Origin of the sequence: Marinobacter pelagius, from assembly GCF_900114925.1 — a bacterium.
GTDB classification, from domain to species: Bacteria; Pseudomonadota; Gammaproteobacteria; order Pseudomonadales; family Oleiphilaceae; genus Marinobacter; species Marinobacter pelagius.
The window spans coordinates 217919-234342 of sequence record NZ_FOUR01000007.1; the positions used below are offsets into that span (position 1 = coordinate 217919).

Below are 16424 nucleotides of genomic sequence, written 5' to 3' on the forward strand. Positions count from 1 at the left end.
CTCAGGTCCGGTACTCCGCGTTGATGGTCACGTAGTCGTGGGAAAAATCACAGGTCCAGACCGTCTCCCGGATATCGCCGCGCTTCAGGTCGATGGCGATGGTGATTTCCTCCTGGTCCATTACCGCCTGGCCTCGCTCCTCGGAGTAATCCTCGGCCCGGCCGCCCTGACGCACCAGGCAGACATCGCCCAGGTAGATTTCCAGGGCATTGAGATCCAGGTCCGGAACACCGGCACGGCCAACCGCTGCCAGGATTCGCCCCCAGTTCGGGTCGGAGGCAAACAGCGCGGTCTTGACCAGTGGTGAATGGGCCACGGTGTAAGCCACGTCCAGGGCTTCCTGCTGGCTGGCCGCCCCGCTGACATCGATGGTGACAAACTTGGTGGCGCCCTCGCCGTCACGGACGATGGCATGAGCCAGATCCAGGTACACCTGCTGCAACGCCTCCCGTAATGTCGCAAGCTCCGGGCTGCCGGCGGTAATCTCCGGACCGCCGTACTGGCCGGAGGCCATCAGCATGCAGGCATCGTTGGTAGAGGTATCGCCATCGATGGTAATCCGGTTGAAGGACTTCTCCCCCAGTTCCGAAGCCAGGGTCTGGAGTACCTCCGGCGCAATCCGGGCGTCCGTGGCGATGAAACCGAGCATGGTCGCCATATTCGGGCGGATCATGCCGGCACCCTTGCTGATCCCGGAAATGGTCACGGTATGGCCGCCAAGGTCCACCTGGCAGGAGGCCCCCTTGGGCCGGGTATCGGTGGTCATGATCCCGCTGGCCGCCTCGGCCCAGCGATTCTCCGCAGTACTGGCGAGCGCCTCGGGCAAAGCCCCGACAATCTTTTCTACCGGCAGCGGCTCGCCGATCACCCCGGTGGAAAACGGTAAAACCTCGTCGGCGCTGACACCGGCGTTGTCCGCCAGCGCCTGGCAACAGGCGACGGCATCCTTCATGCCCCGCTCGCCGGTACCGGCATTGGCATTCCCGGTGTTCACCAGCAGATACCGTGGCGCGGTTCGGGCCAGGTGTTGCCGGCTTACGGTGACCGGCGCGGCGCAGAACTGGTTACGGGTAAAGATGCCCGCGACCCTACTGCCGGGGGCGAGCTCGAATACCACCACATCCTTCCGGCCGGGCTTCTTGATGCCCGCACTGGCAATGCCCAACTTGACGCCGGCTACCGGGAAAAACTCGGGTAAGGTGCCTGGACCTACCGCCATCCTGCCTCTCCTCTCACTCAATCCAATCAGTAACTTTCAAAACGCAAAAACCCGCAGCCTGCGCTTGTCAGGTTGCGGGTCTTTGACCGGGTTCAGTGCGCCGGGGTCAGCTGACCTTGCCGCAGCACTGTTTGTACTTCTTGCCGGACCCGCAGGGGCAGGGCTCGTTTCGTCCCACCTTGCGCTCCTGGCGGACAAAGGTTTCCGGCGTCGCGGACTGCCGCTCACCGTCGCCCTCGCCTTCCGCCTGGCTCTGTGCGGTGGCGCTGGTCTCGTCATGGCGCATGCGGGCACGGGCCAGCTCTCTCTCGAGCTCGGCCTTGCGGCGGCGCTCCACCTCTTCCATTTCCTCGGGAGTCTGCACCCGGACATGACTCAGGATGCGGGCAATATCCCGCTTCATGGTCTCCAGCATTTCCTCGAACAGGTTGAACGCCTCGCGCTTGTATTCCTGCTTCGGGTTCTTCTGGGCATAACCGCGCAGGTGAATACCCCGGCGCAGATGGTCCATGTTGGACAGATGCTCTTTCCAGAGGGTATCGAGCACCTGCAGGAACACCTGCTTCTCGAACTTGCGCATGGCTTCGGAGCCGGCAATGGCTTCCTTCGCCTCGTAAGCGGCGACAATCTCGCTGAGGATCTTCTCGCGCAGGCTTTCCTCGTAGAGTTTGCTGTCTTCCTTAAGCCACTGCTGGATCGGCAGATCAATGGCCATCTCGGACTGAAGCTGGGACTCGAGACCCGCTACATCCCACTGTTCCGGCATGCTCTGGGGCGGGATGTACTCGTTGATCAGCTCGCTGACCACGTCCTCGCGGATGGTCTTGATCATGTCCGAGATATCGTCCGAGGACATGACCTCGTTACGCTGGTCGTAGATCACGGTACGCTGGTCGTTGGCCACGTCATCGTATTCCAGCAGGGTCTTCCGCATGTCGAAGTTGCGGCCTTCCACCTTGCGCTGGGACTTCTCGATGGCGTTGGTGACCATGCGGTGCTCGATGGCCTCGCCCTTCTTCATGCCCATGGCCTGCATCAGGCTCTTCACCCGGTCCGGGGCGAAGATCCGCATCAGGTTGTCTTCCAGGGACAGGAAGAAACGGGATGACCCCGGATCCCCCTGACGACCGGCACGACCACGCAGCTGGTTGTCGATCCGCCGGGACTCGTGACGCTCGGTACCGATGATGTGCAGGCCACCGGCCTCCAGCACCTGGTTATGACGCTCGGTCCACTCGGCCTTCATCTTGGCGACGGCTTCCTCGGTGGGATTCTCCATCGCCGCGACTTCGTATTCCCAGTTACCACCGAGGACGATGTCGGTACCCCGGCCGGCCATGTTGGTGGCAATGGTGACCGCGCCCGGGCGACCGGCCTGGGCCACGATCATGGCCTCGGACTCGTGCTGCTTGGCGTTCAGGATCTTGTGGTCGATCCGGGCCTTTTTCAGCAGCATCGACAGCAGCTCGGAGGCCTCGATGGATGCGGTACCCACGAGAATAGGTCGGCCCTCGGCAGTGACGTCCTTGATCTCGTCGATGATGGCGTGGAATTTCTCTTCCTGGGTGAGGTACACCAGGTCGTTGTAGTCAATCCGCTGGATCGGCTTGTTGGGCGGGATCACCACCACATCCAGGCCGTAGATCTGGCGGAATTCGAAGGCTTCGGTATCGGCGGTACCGGTCATGCCGGCCAGCTTCTCGTACAGACGGAAGTAGTTCTGGAAGGTGGTCGAGGCCAGGGTCTGACTCTCGGCCTGGATCCTGACGCCTTCCTTCGCCTCGATGGCCTGGTGCAGGCCCTCGCTCCAGCGACGGCCCGGCATGGTCCGGCCGGTATGCTCGTCAACGATGACCACCTGGTCACCCTGGACGATGTAATCAACATCCTTCTGGAACAGGTGATGGGCGCGCAAGGCCGAGTGCACATGGTGCAGCAGGCTCAGGTTGGAGGCGGAATACAGGCTCTCGCCTTCATTCAGCAGGCCGCGACTGAGCAGCAGTTCTTCGACCTTCTCATGACCAGCCTCGGTCAGCTCCACCTGGCGTGCTTTCTCATCGATGGTGAAGTCGCCGGAAGGCTCGCCCTCTTCGGACACCTCCCCCTCCTCGAGACTCGGCACCAGCTCATTGATGGCCTGATAGAGCTTGGAGCTGTCCTCGGCGGCGCCGGAGATGATCAGCGGCGTCCGGGCTTCGTCGATGAGGATGGAGTCCACCTCGTCGACGATGGCGAAGTTCAGCCCGCGCTGGACCTTGTCCTCGGTGCTGAATGCCATGTTGTCGCGGAGATAGTCGAAACCGAATTCGTTGTTGGTACCGTAGGTGATGTCCGCCTGGTAGGCCGCTTTCTTCTCATCGGGCGCCTGGCCGGCAACAACCACGCCCACCTGCAGGCCCAGGAAGCGATAGAGTTTGCCCATCCAGTCAGCGTCCCGGCGGGCCAGGTAGTCGTTCACCGTGACCACGTGCACACCTTTGCCGGACAGCGAGTTGAGGTAAACCGCGGCTGTCGCCACCAGGGTCTTACCCTCACCGGTCTTCATCTCGGCAATCCGGCCTTCGTGCAGGGTGATACCACCAATCAGCTGGACGTCATAGTGACGCATGCCCATGACCCGACGGCTGGCTTCGCGAACCGTAGCAAAGGCCTCGGGCAACAGGGCATCGAGGCTTTCGCCCTCTTCCACACGGCGACGGAACTCAGCGGTCTTGCCCTGCAACTCGGTGTCGGAAAAATTGCCAAACTGCTCTTCAAGTTCGTTGATGCGCGCAACTTGTTTACGCATCCTCTTGATTTCTCTGGCATTCTTACTGCCGAACATCTTGGTTGCAAGCTTTGTGAACATAGACCACTGCTTCTTTAATTAAACGAAGGAAGCCGGCATTCTAACCTTATTTCCCGACAGGACAAAAGGCGCACCTCACAAGTGCCGGAATGAAAGTGTCGGAATGCCAACGACTTGTCCTCCGGGGCGAATGATTCGCACCCGGAGGGAACTGGAGGGGAAAACCGGGAATCCTAACAAGATACCGCCGGGACTTAACGATTGGCCCGGGCAATGTATTTCACGGGATCCTTGGAGCGACCATTCTGCAGGACCTCAAAGTGCACGTGAGGACCTGTTGACCGACCGGTACTACCCATCAGGGCAACCACCTGCCCCTTCTGGACCACGTCCCCGGTCTTGACCTTGACGGTCTTGCAGTGACCGTAGCGGGTCACCAGACCATCACCGTGGTCGATTTCCACCAGGTTGCCATAGCCATAACGCTCGCCGGCCCAGGTAACCACACCTCCGGCAACGGCAATGATGTCACTACCATCCTTGCCTGCCAGGTCGACACCGTCATGCCACGTTCGCTTGCCGGAAAACGGATCGGAGCGATAGCCGTACTTGGACGACAGCCAGCCCCAAGTGATCGGCCGACCCTCAACATACATTTCTTCTTCCAGCTTCTGACGGGAAGCGAGCTTGTCCAGCAGGCGCAGTTGCTGCTCCCGGTCGGCCAGCTGCGCCTCCATACGTTCGATCATGTCGGTCAGTGCCGGTGCGGAAAAGGATTCCCTGGTCTCAGGTCCTTCAGGCCCACCGACGGCCGGCGGCTCATCAAAGTTGAACTCTTCACTGGCCACCAGCCCGGATTCCACAAACCGCTGCCCGAGGGCGTCGAGGCGCAACATGCGGCCCTGGAGTTCGCCGAGGCGCAGGGTCAGGGCATCGACCTGTTCACGGACCTGCTCTTCAACGGCGGCCAGTTCCTGTTGCTGGGCCTCCAGCTTGCTTTTCCAGTGCGCCACCAGCTCCGACGGCTTTGGCTCCTGTGCTTTGGCCTTGCTGACTGCCGCCTGGTAGCCGCCCCAGACCGCCGCGCTGATCAAAGCAAGTATCAGCACCAGCATAGCGGCCAGGAACTTGCCGTTCAGGGCGACAACCCGGGACTTCCCGTGGTGTTTGCCTACGAGGATAATGTTCATATCGTCTTCTGATTTCATCGGGGGGCCGCAAGCCTGATCCTGCGTGTTGCAGCCCGGGATGTCCGAATGGGTCTGACCTTTCCCTGGCAACAACTACGTACTGAATAATCGCAGCGCCCGCTGGACATAGGTATTTGCAACAATGTAAAACGAGTCTGAAGCGGGCACTACCCTCAAACAGTGCCGAAGTGTAACCAATCGTAAACGGAACCGTCGAGTGAAAGCGCGTCAATGAAGCGGAAAAGCGAACAGAAAATGAGCTTCGACAAGGTCGGCGGCAACCCCGCCCTGAGTGATCTTGTGGCCAAGGCCGAACTGCACCGGCAGGCGGAAGAGCAGGTCCTGAGCGCGCTCCCCGAGGAGCTCGCCAGTGGCGTTCGCTTTCTCAGCTGCCAGGAAGGCGAACTGGTACTGTCCGCTGTCAACGCCACGCGGGCCAGCCAGATCCGTTTCCGCCAGCATGAAATCATGGCCAGCGTCCGGGAGCAGGAGCTGTTCCGTTACGTGTGGAAACTGAAAGTGAAGGTGGCACCGCCGCGCTTCAGGGAAACAAAGCGCGCCGAAAAACAGTCCCTGAGCAAAGAAAATGCCCGGCTCCTCGCAGAGGAGGCCGGGCACACGAAGGATAAAGCTTTACGCGAGGTTCTCGAAAAACTCGCAAGCCACGCCCGCGATTAAGGCGTCCTGCCTTAACCCTGAGCTGCCAGCACAGGCTTCATATAGGAGATGGGTGCGGTCGCTTCGTCATCGAAGGTAACCACTTCCCACGCATCCTGTTCAGCCCGGAGCTTACGGAGCAGCTTGTTGTTCAGGTCGTGACCGGACTTCACACCGCGGAACTCACCGATCAGGCTGTTACCGAGCAGGTACAGGTCGCCAATGGCATCCAGCACCTTGTGCTTGACGAACTCATCATCGTAACGAAGACCGTCTTCGTTCAGGATCTTGTAGTCGTCAACCACGATGGCGTTATCGACAGAGCCCCCCAGCGCCAGGTTCATCGCCCGCAGCTTCTCGATGTCACGCATGAACCCGAAGGTCCGGGCGCGGGACACTTCCTTCACGAAGGAAGTACTGGAGAAATCCACGGTCGCGGTCTGGGCACGGCCCTTGAACACCGGGTGGTCGAAGTCGATACCGAAGGAAACCTTGAAACCCTCGAAGGGCAGGAAGGTCGCTTTCTTGTCGCCTTCTTCCACGGTAACTTCGCGCTTGATGCGGATGAAGCGCTTGGCCGCGTCCTGCTCGGCGATGCCGGCAGACTGCAGCAGGAACACGAACGGTCCGGCGGAGCCGTCCATGATGGGCACTTCAGACGCGCTGAGCTCCACGAAGCAGTTATCAATACCGAGACCAGCCATGGCTGACAGCAAGTGCTCTACTGTTGCCACACGGACACCGTTTTTTACCAGCGTCGTGGACAGCATGGTCTCACCCACATTTTCCGCACAGGCGCGAATCTCGACCATCGGGTCCAGATCCGTCCGGCGGAAGATGATACCCGAGTCTACCGGAGCCGGCTTCAGGGTCAGGTAAACCTTCTCTCCTGAGTGCAGGCCGACACCGGTAGCCCGGATGGTGTTTTTGAGTGTCCGTTGTCTGATCATCGGTTCATCATTCCGTCACAAAATGGCGATATTCTAGGCAAAAAACTGCCCGGAGAATATCAGAAATTAAGACTGAGTACCATTTGACCAAGAGGGCTTTGCCTCAAATTTACACAAAGCCAACACTCGGCACTCAGCGCACGTAATTTCCGGCAGTCGGGTTCCCTTATTCGGCAAAAAAGCCGAATTGGATCCCCGTACTCATAACCGGCTCACAGTTGCGACAGATTATCAATCAGCCTGACGGCGAAGGAATGCGGGAATATCGAGATAGTCCACGCCCTGCTCTTCGCTTTCCTTGTTCTGATCGATAGCCACGTTACCGCTGGACACGGCGCGACGACGCAGAACCGCTGGACGATCCAGCTGGTTGTAGTCGGTCTTGCCGTCCAGGGTACGGGTGTTGTCGACAACCTTCGTCGGCTTTTCGCGATCACCGCCCAGGCCGGTGGCGACAACAGTCACCTTGAGCTCGTCGGTCATTTCCGGATCGATCACGGTACCGACCACAACAGTCGCGGAATCGGACGCGAACTCACGCACAATGTCGCCAACCTCGGAGAATTCGCCCAGGTTGAGATCCATGCCGGCAGTGATATTGACCAGGATACCCTTGGCGCCCTGGAGGTTGATGTCCTCGAGCAGCGGGCTGCGCACGGCGGCCTCCGCAGCTTCCCGGGCACGGTTCTCGCCAGTGGCACGGGCGGTACCCATCATGGCCATACCCATCTCCGACATCACCGTCTTCACGTCCGCGAAGTCGACGTTGATCATGCCGTTGCGGGTGATCAGGTCGGCAATGCCCTGCACAGCACCCAGCAGCACATCGTTGGCTGAGGCAAAGGCATCCAGCAGGCTGGTCTTCTTGCCCATGACCGCCAGCAGCTTCTCGTTGGGAATGGTGATCAGGGAGTCAACGCTCTCCTCGAGCTCCTTCAGGCCCTCTTCGGCCACGCTCATGCGCTTGCCGCCCTCGAACATGAAGGGCTTGGTAACCACGGCCACGGTCAGGATACCCAGCTCACGGGCCACCTCGGCCACAACCGGAGCGGCTCCGGTGCCGGTACCTCCGCCCATGCCGGCGGTAATGAACACCATATCGGCGCCCTGCAGGGCCTCTGCGATACGGTCACGGTCTTCCAGGGCAGACTGACGACCTACTTCCGGATTGGCGCCGGCACCCAGCCCCTTGGTGATGTTGCCACCAAGCTGGATTACCTGCCGGGCATCCAGATCAGTCAGCGCCTGGGCATCGGTGTTGGCGCAGATAAATTCCACACCTTCAACGTCGCTGTTGAGCATGTGACGTACGGCATTACCACCGCCACCACCAACACCGACGACTTTAATGACAGCGTTTTGCTGGACATTATCGACGAGTTCGAACATTTCCCCTACTCCTTCGTGCTGTAGACAGCCTATCCAGGCTGTTTTTTCGAGATTTATGTTTTCGAGATACCTTCGTGTACTGCTCGTCCTGGCCGGTCAGAAGTGACCGGTAAACCAGGCTTTCATGCGCTCAAACAGCGAGGGGGCCTCTTCCCCCTTGAGCACGGGCGCCCGCCCGAGATCCATCTGGCGGAAGCCATGGATCAGCAACCCGACGCCAGTGGCGTAGATCGGGTTGTTGACCACCTCCGTCATACCGGACACCGCCTGCGGAGAAGCCAGGCGGACCGGCATGTGGAAGATCTCCTCGGCCAGTTCCACCACGCCTTCCATGGTGGAGGAACCGCCGGTTATCACGATGCCTGCGGGAATCAGGTCCTCAAATCCGGACCGGCGCAGTTCCGACTGCACCAGGGTGAAAAGCTCCTCATAACGGGGCTCCACCACTTCGGCCAGTGCCTGCCGTGAAAGGTCACGAGGGGCACGATCGCCGACGCTCGGCACCTTGATGGTTTCATCGGCGCCTGCGAGCTGGGTCAGCGCGCAGGCATACTTGATCTTGATTTCTTCGGCATTCTGGGTCGGAGTCCGCAGCGCCATGGCAATGTCGTTGGTGACCTGGTCCCCGGCAATCGGGATTACCGCGGTGTGGCGGATGGCGCCGCCGGTAAAGACCGCGATATCCGTCGTCCCGCCACCGAGATCCACCACGCAGACCCCAAGCTCTTTTTCATCTTCAGTCAGGATGGCGTGACTGGAGGCCAGTTGTTCCAGAATGATGTCGTCCACCTCCAGGCCGCAGCGCTTCACGCATTTCTCGATGTTCTGGGCAGCATTTACCGCACAGGTCACCAGGTGCACCTTGGCTTCCAGGCGAACACCGGACATGCCCATTGGCTCCTTGATGCCCTCCTGGCTGTCAATCACGAACTCCTGCGGCAGGATATGCAGGATCTTCTGGTCTGCCGGAATGGCAACTGCCTGGGCGGCGTCAATCACCCGGTCAATATCCGCCTGGGTGACCTCACGGTCCCGGATGGCCACGATGCCATGGGAGTTAAGGCTCTTGATGTGGCTGCCCGCGATCCCGGCGTACACCGAATGAATCCGGCAGCCGGCCATGAGCTCCGCCTCCTCGACAGCACGCTGGATGGCCTGCACGGTGGTCTCGATATTGACCACCACGCCACGCTTGAGACCCCGGGACGGGTGGGAACCGATCCCCACCACTTCAATGGTGCCGTCCATCTTGCGCTTGCCGACAATCGCAACCACTTTCGAGGTTCCGATATCGAGGCCAACAATCATGTTTTCCGTTTCAACCGATGACATGTATTCCACCAAACCGTTGGTCTGTCGTTAATTTGCTATGAATTTGGCCCGGAAGCCGCGACTGCCTGCTTCCACTGCACCGCAACACCGTTGGTGTAGCGGGCATCCACCCTGCTGACTTCGTCCGACCGGGATGCCAGCCGGGTCTCGTAAACTGTCATGAACCGCTCAAAACGCTCGTCCACCTGGTCCCTGCCGAGCACCACCTGGATGCCGTTCGCCAGGGTCAGGGTCCAGGCGCCCCGGGCTTCCAGTGACAGGCCGGCAAAACCGAGCTCGTGGCTGACCAGCCGGTCGTTCATGGTCTGGGCCATCCGGATCACCTCACGCACCCGATCATCCGGGCCTGCCAGCCGGGGCAGACGGCCCGCTACCTCGGGATTCGGCGGTGTGAACAGCTCGCCGGTCCGACTCACCAGGCGCCCGTCGGTCCAGTAGGCCAGCGGTTTCTTTTCCCGGATATCGATCACCAGCCGATCCGGCCAGACCCGGCGAACCGCCGCAGAGGCCACCCAGGGCCGCTGCTCCAGCTCGTTCTTGATCTCGGACAGGTCGGTGGCAAAGTAGCTTTTCCCGATCCAGTTACCCGCCTCCCGCTCGATGGCGACCCGGCTGTCCCCGACGAAGTCGCCGTTGACGTCGATTGCCAGGATCTGCTGATCCATGGCACTCAGAACCTTGCCGGTACCCCAGGGGACCAGGGCCGCCAGCAGCACAATCAGGGCCCCAAGCCCCACCTGCAGCCAGGGCACGGCTGCCAGGATGCCCCTGAGAACGCCAAACCGGTCCCGCTCGGGACCGAGGGAAGTCGCCCCCCGGCGCCGCGGGGGCTCGGACGGAAACGCCCGACTCCGGATCAGCAGGTTCTCAAGCATTGGCATCCTCCAGGGTGTCGCGGAGTATCCGCACCACCAGTTCGTCAAAGCCGATACCTGCAGCCCGCGCCGCCATCGGCACCAGGCTGTGGTCGGTCATACCGGGGACCGTATTGACCTCCAGCAGCCAGAAACGGCCATCGGCATCCTGCATCACGTCCACCCGCCCCCAGGTCCGGCAACCCACGACCCGGAACGCATCGAGGGCAAGCTGCTGGAGCCGGAGCTCATCCTCGGGGGCCAGCCCGCAGGGAATTCGGTAATGGGTGTCATCGGCCAGGTACTTGGCCTCATAGTCGTAGAACGCGTGGTCGGTACTGGCACTCAGACCAATGGCCGGAAGGGCCCGATCCTGCAGCAGGCTCACGGTAAACTCCGGGCCCTCGACCCACTCTTCCACCAGCACCAGGTCGTCCATCGCCGCGGCAGCCCGGTAGGCCTCTACCAGCTCGGACTCGGTCCGCACCTTGCGAATGCCGATACTGGAACCCTCGTGCGCCGGCTTCACGCTCAGGGGCGGCTGCAGCTCGGCCATGATCCTTCCGGCTTCGTCCTCGGCGGTCATGGCCCGGAATTTCGGCGTCGGCAGGCCGCAGCCTTCGAACACATACTTGGTGCGGAGCTTGTCCATGGCCAGGGCCGAAGCCAGCATCTCGCTGCCGGTATAGGGAATACCGGCCTGGGACAGGATCGCCTGCAGCGTTCCGTCCTCACCACCCCGGCCATGAAGGGCAATGAATACCCGGTCGAAATCCGGGTCCTCAACGGTTTTCAGCAGGCAACCCCGGACATCCACCCCGAAGGCATCCACGCCGGCGGACTGCAGGGCGGCCAGCACGGCCTTTCCGCTCTTCAGGGAGACTTCGCGCTCGGCAGAATCACCGCCCATGAACACGGCAACCCGGCCCAGCGCCTTCACCAGCTCCGGATCCGCCTGATAGTCCTGTATCTCGTTGTGGTGCATATCAGTCACCAGAAATCACTCCCGCTGCCGCCAGACGGGCAGCCACACCACCAATATCGCCGGCGCCCTGGGTAATCAGCAGGTCGCCATCCTGCAGCACATTGGCCAGCAGGCTCTCGATTTCGCTGTTGTCCTCGACAAACACCGGCTCCACCTTGCCACGCTGGCGAATGCTCCGGCACAGGGAGCGGCCGTCCGCGCCAGGAATCGCCGGCTCACCGGCGGAATACACGTCCATCAGCAGCAGACCGTCCACTTCCGACAGCACCCGGACGAAGTCCTCGTACAGGTCCCGGGTGCGGGTATAACGGTGCGGCTGGTACAACATCACCAACCGGCGGTCCGGCCAGGCATCATGGGCGGCACGAATCACTGCTTCCACCTCGGTCGGGTGGTGGCCGTAATCGTCCACCAGGGTGATGGAGCCTTTCGGAGTCTGGTAATCGCCGTACACCTGGAACCGTCGGCCGACGCCGGCGAATCCGGCCAGTCCCTTGCAGATTGCCTCATCCGCGACCCCTTCGTCGGTGGCAACGGCAATGGCCGCCAGGGCATTGAGCACGTTATGCCGCCCCGGCATCCGCAACTCCACCGGCAGGTCACTGCGACCACCCGGACGCTTGACCACAAAGCGGGTTTTCAGGCCGTCAGAGGTGATTTCCTCGGCCCGATAATCCGCCTCGGGGTTGTCGATACCGTAGGTGACGATGGCCCGGGAGATCCTCGGAATGATTTCCTGCACATAACCGTCGTCCACACACATCACGGCCACCCCGTAGAACGGCAGATTGTGGAGAAAGTCGACAAAAGTCTGCTTCAGCTTTTCAACATCACCGCCATAGGTATCCATGTGATCGGCTTCGATGTTGGTGACCACGGAAATCACCGGGGTCAGGTGCAGGAAGGAGGCATCGCTCTCATCCGCTTCCGCCACCAGGTAACGGGAGCCACCCAGCTGGGCGTTGGTACCGGCACTGTTCAGCTTGCCGCCAATCACGAACGTGGGATCGAGACCGGCCTCACCCAGCACCGAGGCAATCAGGCTGGTGGTGGTGGTCTTGCCATGGGTGCCGGCCACGGCGATCCCGTGGCGATAGCGCATGATCTCCGCCAGCATCTCGGCCCGCGGCACGATGGGAACCCTGCGGCTCCGGGCCGCCACCACCTCCGGGTTGTCAGACTTTACTGCCGTGGACACCACGACAACGTCCGCCCGGGCACTGTTCTCTTCCCGGTGTCCGATCTGGACCTCGACACCGAGGGATTTCAAGCGGTCAGTTACCGGCCCTTCCTTCAGGTCGGAACCGGACACTTCATAGCCCTGATTCTTCAGGACCTCGGCAATGCCGCTCATGCCGGCACCACCGATCCCGACAAAGTGGATGTGGCGGATCCGGCGCATTTCCGGCACCTGATAGACCAGTGGCGGATTGGTTGCATCAGCCATTGGCGGCCTCCAGACAGTAATTCACGACTCTCTCCGTTGCATCCGGGCGGGCCAGCGTTCGTGCAGCCTTCGCCATATTCATGACCCTGGTCCGGTCCTTTGCCAGGTCTTGCAGGGTTTCGGCCAGGGTTGCCGGTGTCAGTTTTGGCTGTGGAATCAGCACTGCCGCCTTCGCCTCCACCATTTGTTTCGCATTGGCCGTCTGGTGGTCATCCACGGCATGAGGGAATGGCACCAGTACGGCACCGATACCTGCCGTGCAGAGCTCGGAAACCGTCAGCGCTCCCGAGCGACAGATGACCACATCAGCCCAGCTGTAGGCTTCGGCCATATCCCTGATAAACGGCTCGATACTGGCCGTTACACCCTGTGCCTCGTAGGCGGCTTTCGCCTCATCCAGGTTCTTCTCACCACACTGGTGACGCACCTCCGGTCGATCTGCCTCCGGAATCAGGGCCAGGGCCTCGGGTACCTGCTGATTGAACACCCGGGCGCCGAGGCTGCCGCCGACCACCAGGACCCGCAGCTGGCCGGACCGGCCCGCCATGCGGGTTTGAGGCTCCGGCAGGCTGGCCAGATCCTGGCGCACCGGGTTACCGGTGCATCGGGTCACCACGTCTGCCCCGAAACTACCCGGGAAGGCTTCCAGCACCGTGTTGGCGAACCGCACCAGAATTCGGTTGGTCATTCCGGCAATGGCATTCTGCTCATGGATCACCAGAGGTGTCCGGGTCAGCCAGGCGGCCACTCCGCCCGGTCCGGTCACGAATCCGCCCATGCCAACGACGCAGTCGGGACGGATTCGCCGCACCACCGTAAACGCTTCACCCAGAGCCCGCATCAGGCGGAACGGCGCCAGCAACAGGGCCAGCTTGCCTTTGCCCCGCAGGCCCGAGATGTGGATGAGCGACAACGGGATGTCGGTATCGCCGATCAGCCGTTGCTCCATGCCACCGGTGGCGCCGAGCCAGTAAACCTCATGCCCCCTGGCCTCAAGGGCCCGGGCAGTGGCCAGCGCCGGGAACACGTGGCCCCCGGTACCGCCTGCCATCATCAGAAAGCGACGGGATTCAGTCATACACCGCCCCTCCCCGTTTCTTTGAACCGTTCTTCTCACTGGCCACGCGTACCTTGTCCAGCCGTTCCATTTCAATGCGTGCGAGAACACCGATACACACGCAGGTAATCATCAGGCTTGACCCGCCATAACTCACCAGTGGCAGGGTCAGGCCCTTGGTGGGCAGCAGTCCGGTGCTGACCGCCATGTTGATGCCGGCCTGCAGCCCGATCAGAAGCGTCAGGCCATAGGCAAAACAGGCGCCAAAAGGCATTTCAGCCTTCTCGGCCCGGCGGGCAATCACGAAGCCTGAAATCACCAGGACCGTGAACAGGGTCAGTACCAATAACGACCCGAGCAGACCGAATTCCTCGGCGATGATCGCGAAGATAAAGTCGGTGTGGGCCTCGGGCAGATAGAACAGCTTCTGGATCGAATTGCCCAGGCCGACACCGGCCCACTCGCCACGGCCGAAGGCAATCAGCGACTGGGTCAGCTGGTATCCGGTATCGAACTGGTCTTTCCAGGGATCCAGGTAGCTCACCACCCGTTTCAGCCGGTAAGGCTGGGTGAGCACCAGGACAGTCCCCAGGGCCACCAGAATCGCGATCAGCGGCAGGAACCGGGTCAACCGGACGCCACTGAGAAAAATCATGCCGGCCGCCGCCGTCACCAGCACTACCGTGGCACCGAAGTCCGGCTGGATAACCAGCAGGACCGAGGCCACACCCAACACCACCAGCGGCTTCAGAAAACCGGGCCAGGTATTGAGCAGTTCGTCCCGGCGGCGCACCACATAACCGGCCAGATAGGCAATCAGGCACAGTTTTGCCACCTCGGACACCTGCACGTTGAACAGGCCGAACGGGATCCAACGGGTGGAACCATTGACCGTGCGCCCCATGGGTGTCAGTACCAGCACCAGCACCAGCAGACCGATGCCCAGCAGCAGCCAGCCACTGCGCTCCCACCAGGCAACCGGCACATTCACCGCCACCAGGGCCAGGACACCACCCATGGCGGCGAACAGCAGCTGACGGATCACATAGTGGTAGCTGTTGCCCATGGTTTCCGCCGCCATGTCCATGGAAGCGGATGAAATCATCACCACACCGACCACTAGCAACGCTGCCGCGCTGAGCACCAGCACCGGCAGAGGCTGGATCTCGCCCAGCCAGCTGTTGCGGTTCGGAAGGCTGATTCCGGCTGACATCACAGCGCCTCCACGAGTGTTCGGAACTGGTCACCGCGATCCAGATAGTCGCGGAACATGTCAAAACTGGCGCACGCCGGCGACAGCAGCACCCGGTCACCCGGGCGGGCCGCCTTCCGGGCGGCCGAGACTGCGTCGTTCAGGGTGCCGGCCCGCACGGTCTGAACGCAGCTGCCGATGGCCTCCGCTATCCGGTCCGCGTCCGTGCCGATCAGCACCACCGCCCGGCAATACAGCGCAACCGGCGCCTCCAGGGGCGCGAAGTCCGCGCCCTTGCCATCACCGCCGGCAATCAGCACCACCTTGCCCTGCTCCGGGGCCAGGCTCTCGATGGCCGCCACCGTGGCCCCCACGTTGGTGCCCTTGGAATCATTGATGTAGTCAACGCCCTCGAAACTGCGGACAAACTCACAGCGGTGCGGCAGGCCCCGGAACTCCCGGGCTACCTGCAACATGACGTCCATCGGGAACCCCGCCGCATGGCCAAGGGCCAGTGCTGCCATGACATTACTGACGTTGTGGCGGCCCAGGAGCCGGAGCTCGCTGGTGAGCAGCAGGTTGTCGAACCCGAAGGTGATCCAGGTACCCTGATCGTCGTCCCGGGTACTGAACGTATCCGGGTTCACCCGGTGAAAACCGAAACACAGGAACCGCAGGGTGTCCCGGGCCATGGGTGTGCTAAGGGCATCATCCAGGTTGACGACAGCATTCTTCGCGCCCCGGAATATCCGCTGTTTGGCCTGGAAGTAGGCCATCTTGTTCGGATAACGGTCCATGTGGTCATCGCTGACATTCAGCACCGTGGCAGCCAGCGCATTCAGTACATCGGTGGTCTCCAGCTGGAAACTGGACAGCTCCAGCACGTAGAGATCGGCACCGCGCCCGAGCAGATCCAGGGCCGGGGTTCCGATATTGCCTCCGACTTCCACCTTGCGACCGGCCGCTTTCGCCATCTCGCCCACCAGGGTGGTGACCGTGGTCTTGCCGTTGGAGCCGGTGATGGCAATGATCGGCGCATCCGCCGCCTCGGCGAACAGATCGATATCGCCCCGGATCCGGGCACCACCCTCGGCCGCGCCCGCGATGGCCGGCTCGGCGATGCTGATGCCGGGGCTGACCACCAGCTCGTTGAACCCGGCGAACAGCTCGGTATCGAACGCGCCCAGATGAACCGGTATTTCCGGCCAGCTCGAGCGCAGTTCGTCCAGGCCCGGCGGCGCGGAACGGCTGTCCGCCACCGCAACCTCCCGACCCTGTTCGGACAGGTAGCGCACGCAGGAGAGCCCGGTCTTACCGAGCCCTACCACCAATGTGCGACGATCCGAAGCAATGACACTCATAGC

The 16424-nt window shown here is 61.6% G+C and carries 12 protein-coding genes and 1 pseudogene; 1 reads left to right on the plus strand and 12 read right to left on the minus strand.

Translation table 11 applies throughout. The features are described from left to right. Position 1: 1 nt before the first annotated feature. The 3 genes from argJ to BM254_RS14620 form a co-directional block, all read right to left on the minus strand. Positions 2-1219, minus strand: a complete 1218-nt coding sequence (gene argJ, locus BM254_RS14610; RefSeq protein WP_092005277.1) for a bifunctional glutamate N-acetyltransferase/amino-acid acetyltransferase ArgJ — start codon at positions 1217-1219, stop codon at positions 2-4. A 106-nt stretch (positions 1220-1325) separates the two neighbouring features. After that, a complete protein-coding gene (gene secA, locus BM254_RS14615) occupies positions 1326-4067 on the minus strand; it encodes a preprotein translocase subunit SecA (RefSeq protein ID WP_092005280.1) in 2742 nt (913 codons plus the stop codon). A gap of 194 nt (positions 4068-4261) precedes the next feature. Further along, a complete protein-coding gene (locus tag BM254_RS14620; protein WP_245777448.1) occupies positions 4262-5197 on the minus strand; it encodes a peptidoglycan DD-metalloendopeptidase family protein in 936 nt (311 codons plus the stop codon). A 231-nt stretch (positions 5198-5428) separates the two neighbouring features. On the opposite strand from BM254_RS14620, the gene BM254_RS14625 reads away from it, so the two are divergent. Then, a complete protein-coding gene (locus BM254_RS14625; RefSeq protein ID WP_092005286.1) occupies positions 5429-5875 on the plus strand; it encodes a DciA family protein in 447 nt (148 codons plus the stop codon). 11 nt (positions 5876-5886) lie between these two features. Here BM254_RS14625 and lpxC read toward each other — a convergent pair whose 3' ends face one another. The 9 genes and pseudogenes from lpxC to murD all read right to left on the minus strand — a co-directional run bounded on the left by lpxC (position 5887) and on the right by murD (position 16421). After that, positions 5887-6804, minus strand: coding sequence for a UDP-3-O-acyl-N-acetylglucosamine deacetylase (gene lpxC, locus BM254_RS14630; protein WP_092005289.1), 918 nt, complete (start codon positions 6802-6804; stop codon positions 5887-5889). Positions 6805-7203: 399 nt separating this feature from the next. Continuing rightward, a pseudogene (gene ftsZ / locus BM254_RS14635) lies at positions 7204-8193 on the minus strand (cell division protein FtsZ); the annotation flags it as partial. A 96-nt stretch (positions 8194-8289) separates the two neighbouring features. After that, positions 8290-9525, minus strand: a complete 1236-nt coding sequence (gene ftsA / locus BM254_RS14645; protein WP_092005297.1) for a cell division protein FtsA — start codon at positions 9523-9525, stop codon at positions 8290-8292. 35 nt (positions 9526-9560) lie between these two features. Continuing rightward, positions 9561-10400 carry a cell division protein FtsQ/DivIB gene (locus tag BM254_RS14650; RefSeq protein WP_092005300.1) on the minus strand — a complete coding sequence of 280 codons (840 nt, stop codon included), beginning with the start codon at positions 10398-10400 and terminating at the stop codon, positions 9561-9563. Continuing rightward, a complete protein-coding gene (locus tag BM254_RS14655) occupies positions 10393-11373 on the minus strand; it encodes a D-alanine--D-alanine ligase (protein ID WP_281248071.1) in 981 nt (326 codons plus the stop codon). The genes BM254_RS14650 and BM254_RS14655 overlap by 8 nt, the downstream gene beginning before the upstream one ends. Then, a complete protein-coding gene (gene murC, locus BM254_RS14660) occupies positions 11366-12811 on the minus strand; it encodes a UDP-N-acetylmuramate--L-alanine ligase (RefSeq protein ID WP_092005306.1) in 1446 nt (481 codons plus the stop codon). The genes BM254_RS14655 and murC overlap by 8 nt, the downstream gene beginning before the upstream one ends. Continuing rightward, complete coding sequence (gene murG / locus BM254_RS14665; protein ID WP_092005310.1) at positions 12804-13889, minus strand: undecaprenyldiphospho-muramoylpentapeptide beta-N-acetylglucosaminyltransferase; 1086 nt, start codon at positions 13887-13889, stop codon at positions 12804-12806. The genes murC and murG overlap by 8 nt, the downstream gene beginning before the upstream one ends. Continuing rightward, positions 13882-15081 carry a putative lipid II flippase FtsW gene (ftsW, locus tag BM254_RS14670; protein ID WP_092005313.1) on the minus strand — a complete coding sequence of 400 codons (1200 nt, stop codon included), beginning with the start codon at positions 15079-15081 and terminating at the stop codon, positions 13882-13884. The genes murG and ftsW overlap by 8 nt, the downstream gene beginning before the upstream one ends. Continuing rightward, entirely contained in the window at positions 15081-16421 is a 1341-nt protein-coding gene (gene murD / locus BM254_RS14675) for a UDP-N-acetylmuramoyl-L-alanine--D-glutamate ligase (protein ID WP_092005316.1), read from the minus strand. The genes ftsW and murD overlap by 1 nt, the downstream gene beginning before the upstream one ends. Positions 16422-16424 lie beyond the last annotated feature (3 nt).

Coding starts and splice junctions, on each gene's coding strand:
- murG (WP_092005310.1), bottom strand. CDS start 13,889: ATGACTGAATCCCGTCGCTTTCTGATGATGGCAGGCGGTACCGGGGGC.
- lpxC (WP_092005289.1), bottom strand. CDS start 6,804: ATGATCAGACAACGGACACTCAAAAACACCATCCGGGCTACCGGTGTC.
- BM254_RS14620 (WP_245777448.1), bottom strand. CDS start 5,197: ATGAACATTATCCTCGTAGGCAAACACCACGGGAAGTCCCGGGTTGTC.
- BM254_RS14625 (WP_092005286.1), top strand. CDS start 5,429: ATGAAGCGGAAAAGCGAACAGAAAATGAGCTTCGACAAGGTCGGCGGC.
- BM254_RS14650 (WP_092005300.1), bottom strand. CDS start 10,400: ATGCTTGAGAACCTGCTGATCCGGAGTCGGGCGTTTCCGTCCGAGCCC.
- ftsA (WP_092005297.1), bottom strand. CDS start 9,525: ATGTCATCGGTTGAAACGGAAAACATGATTGTTGGCCTCGATATCGGA.
- secA (WP_092005280.1), bottom strand. CDS start 4,067: ATGTTCACAAAGCTTGCAACCAAGATGTTCGGCAGTAAGAATGCCAGA.
- murC (WP_092005306.1), bottom strand. CDS start 12,811: ATGGCTGATGCAACCAATCCGCCACTGGTCTATCAGGTGCCGGAAATG.
- argJ (WP_092005277.1), bottom strand. CDS start 1,219: ATGGCGGTAGGTCCAGGCACCTTACCCGAGTTTTTCCCGGTAGCCGGC.
- murD (WP_092005316.1), bottom strand. CDS start 16,421: ATGAGTGTCATTGCTTCGGATCGTCGCACATTGGTGGTAGGGCTCGGT.
- ftsW (WP_092005313.1), bottom strand. CDS start 15,081: ATGTCAGCCGGAATCAGCCTTCCGAACCGCAACAGCTGGCTGGGCGAG.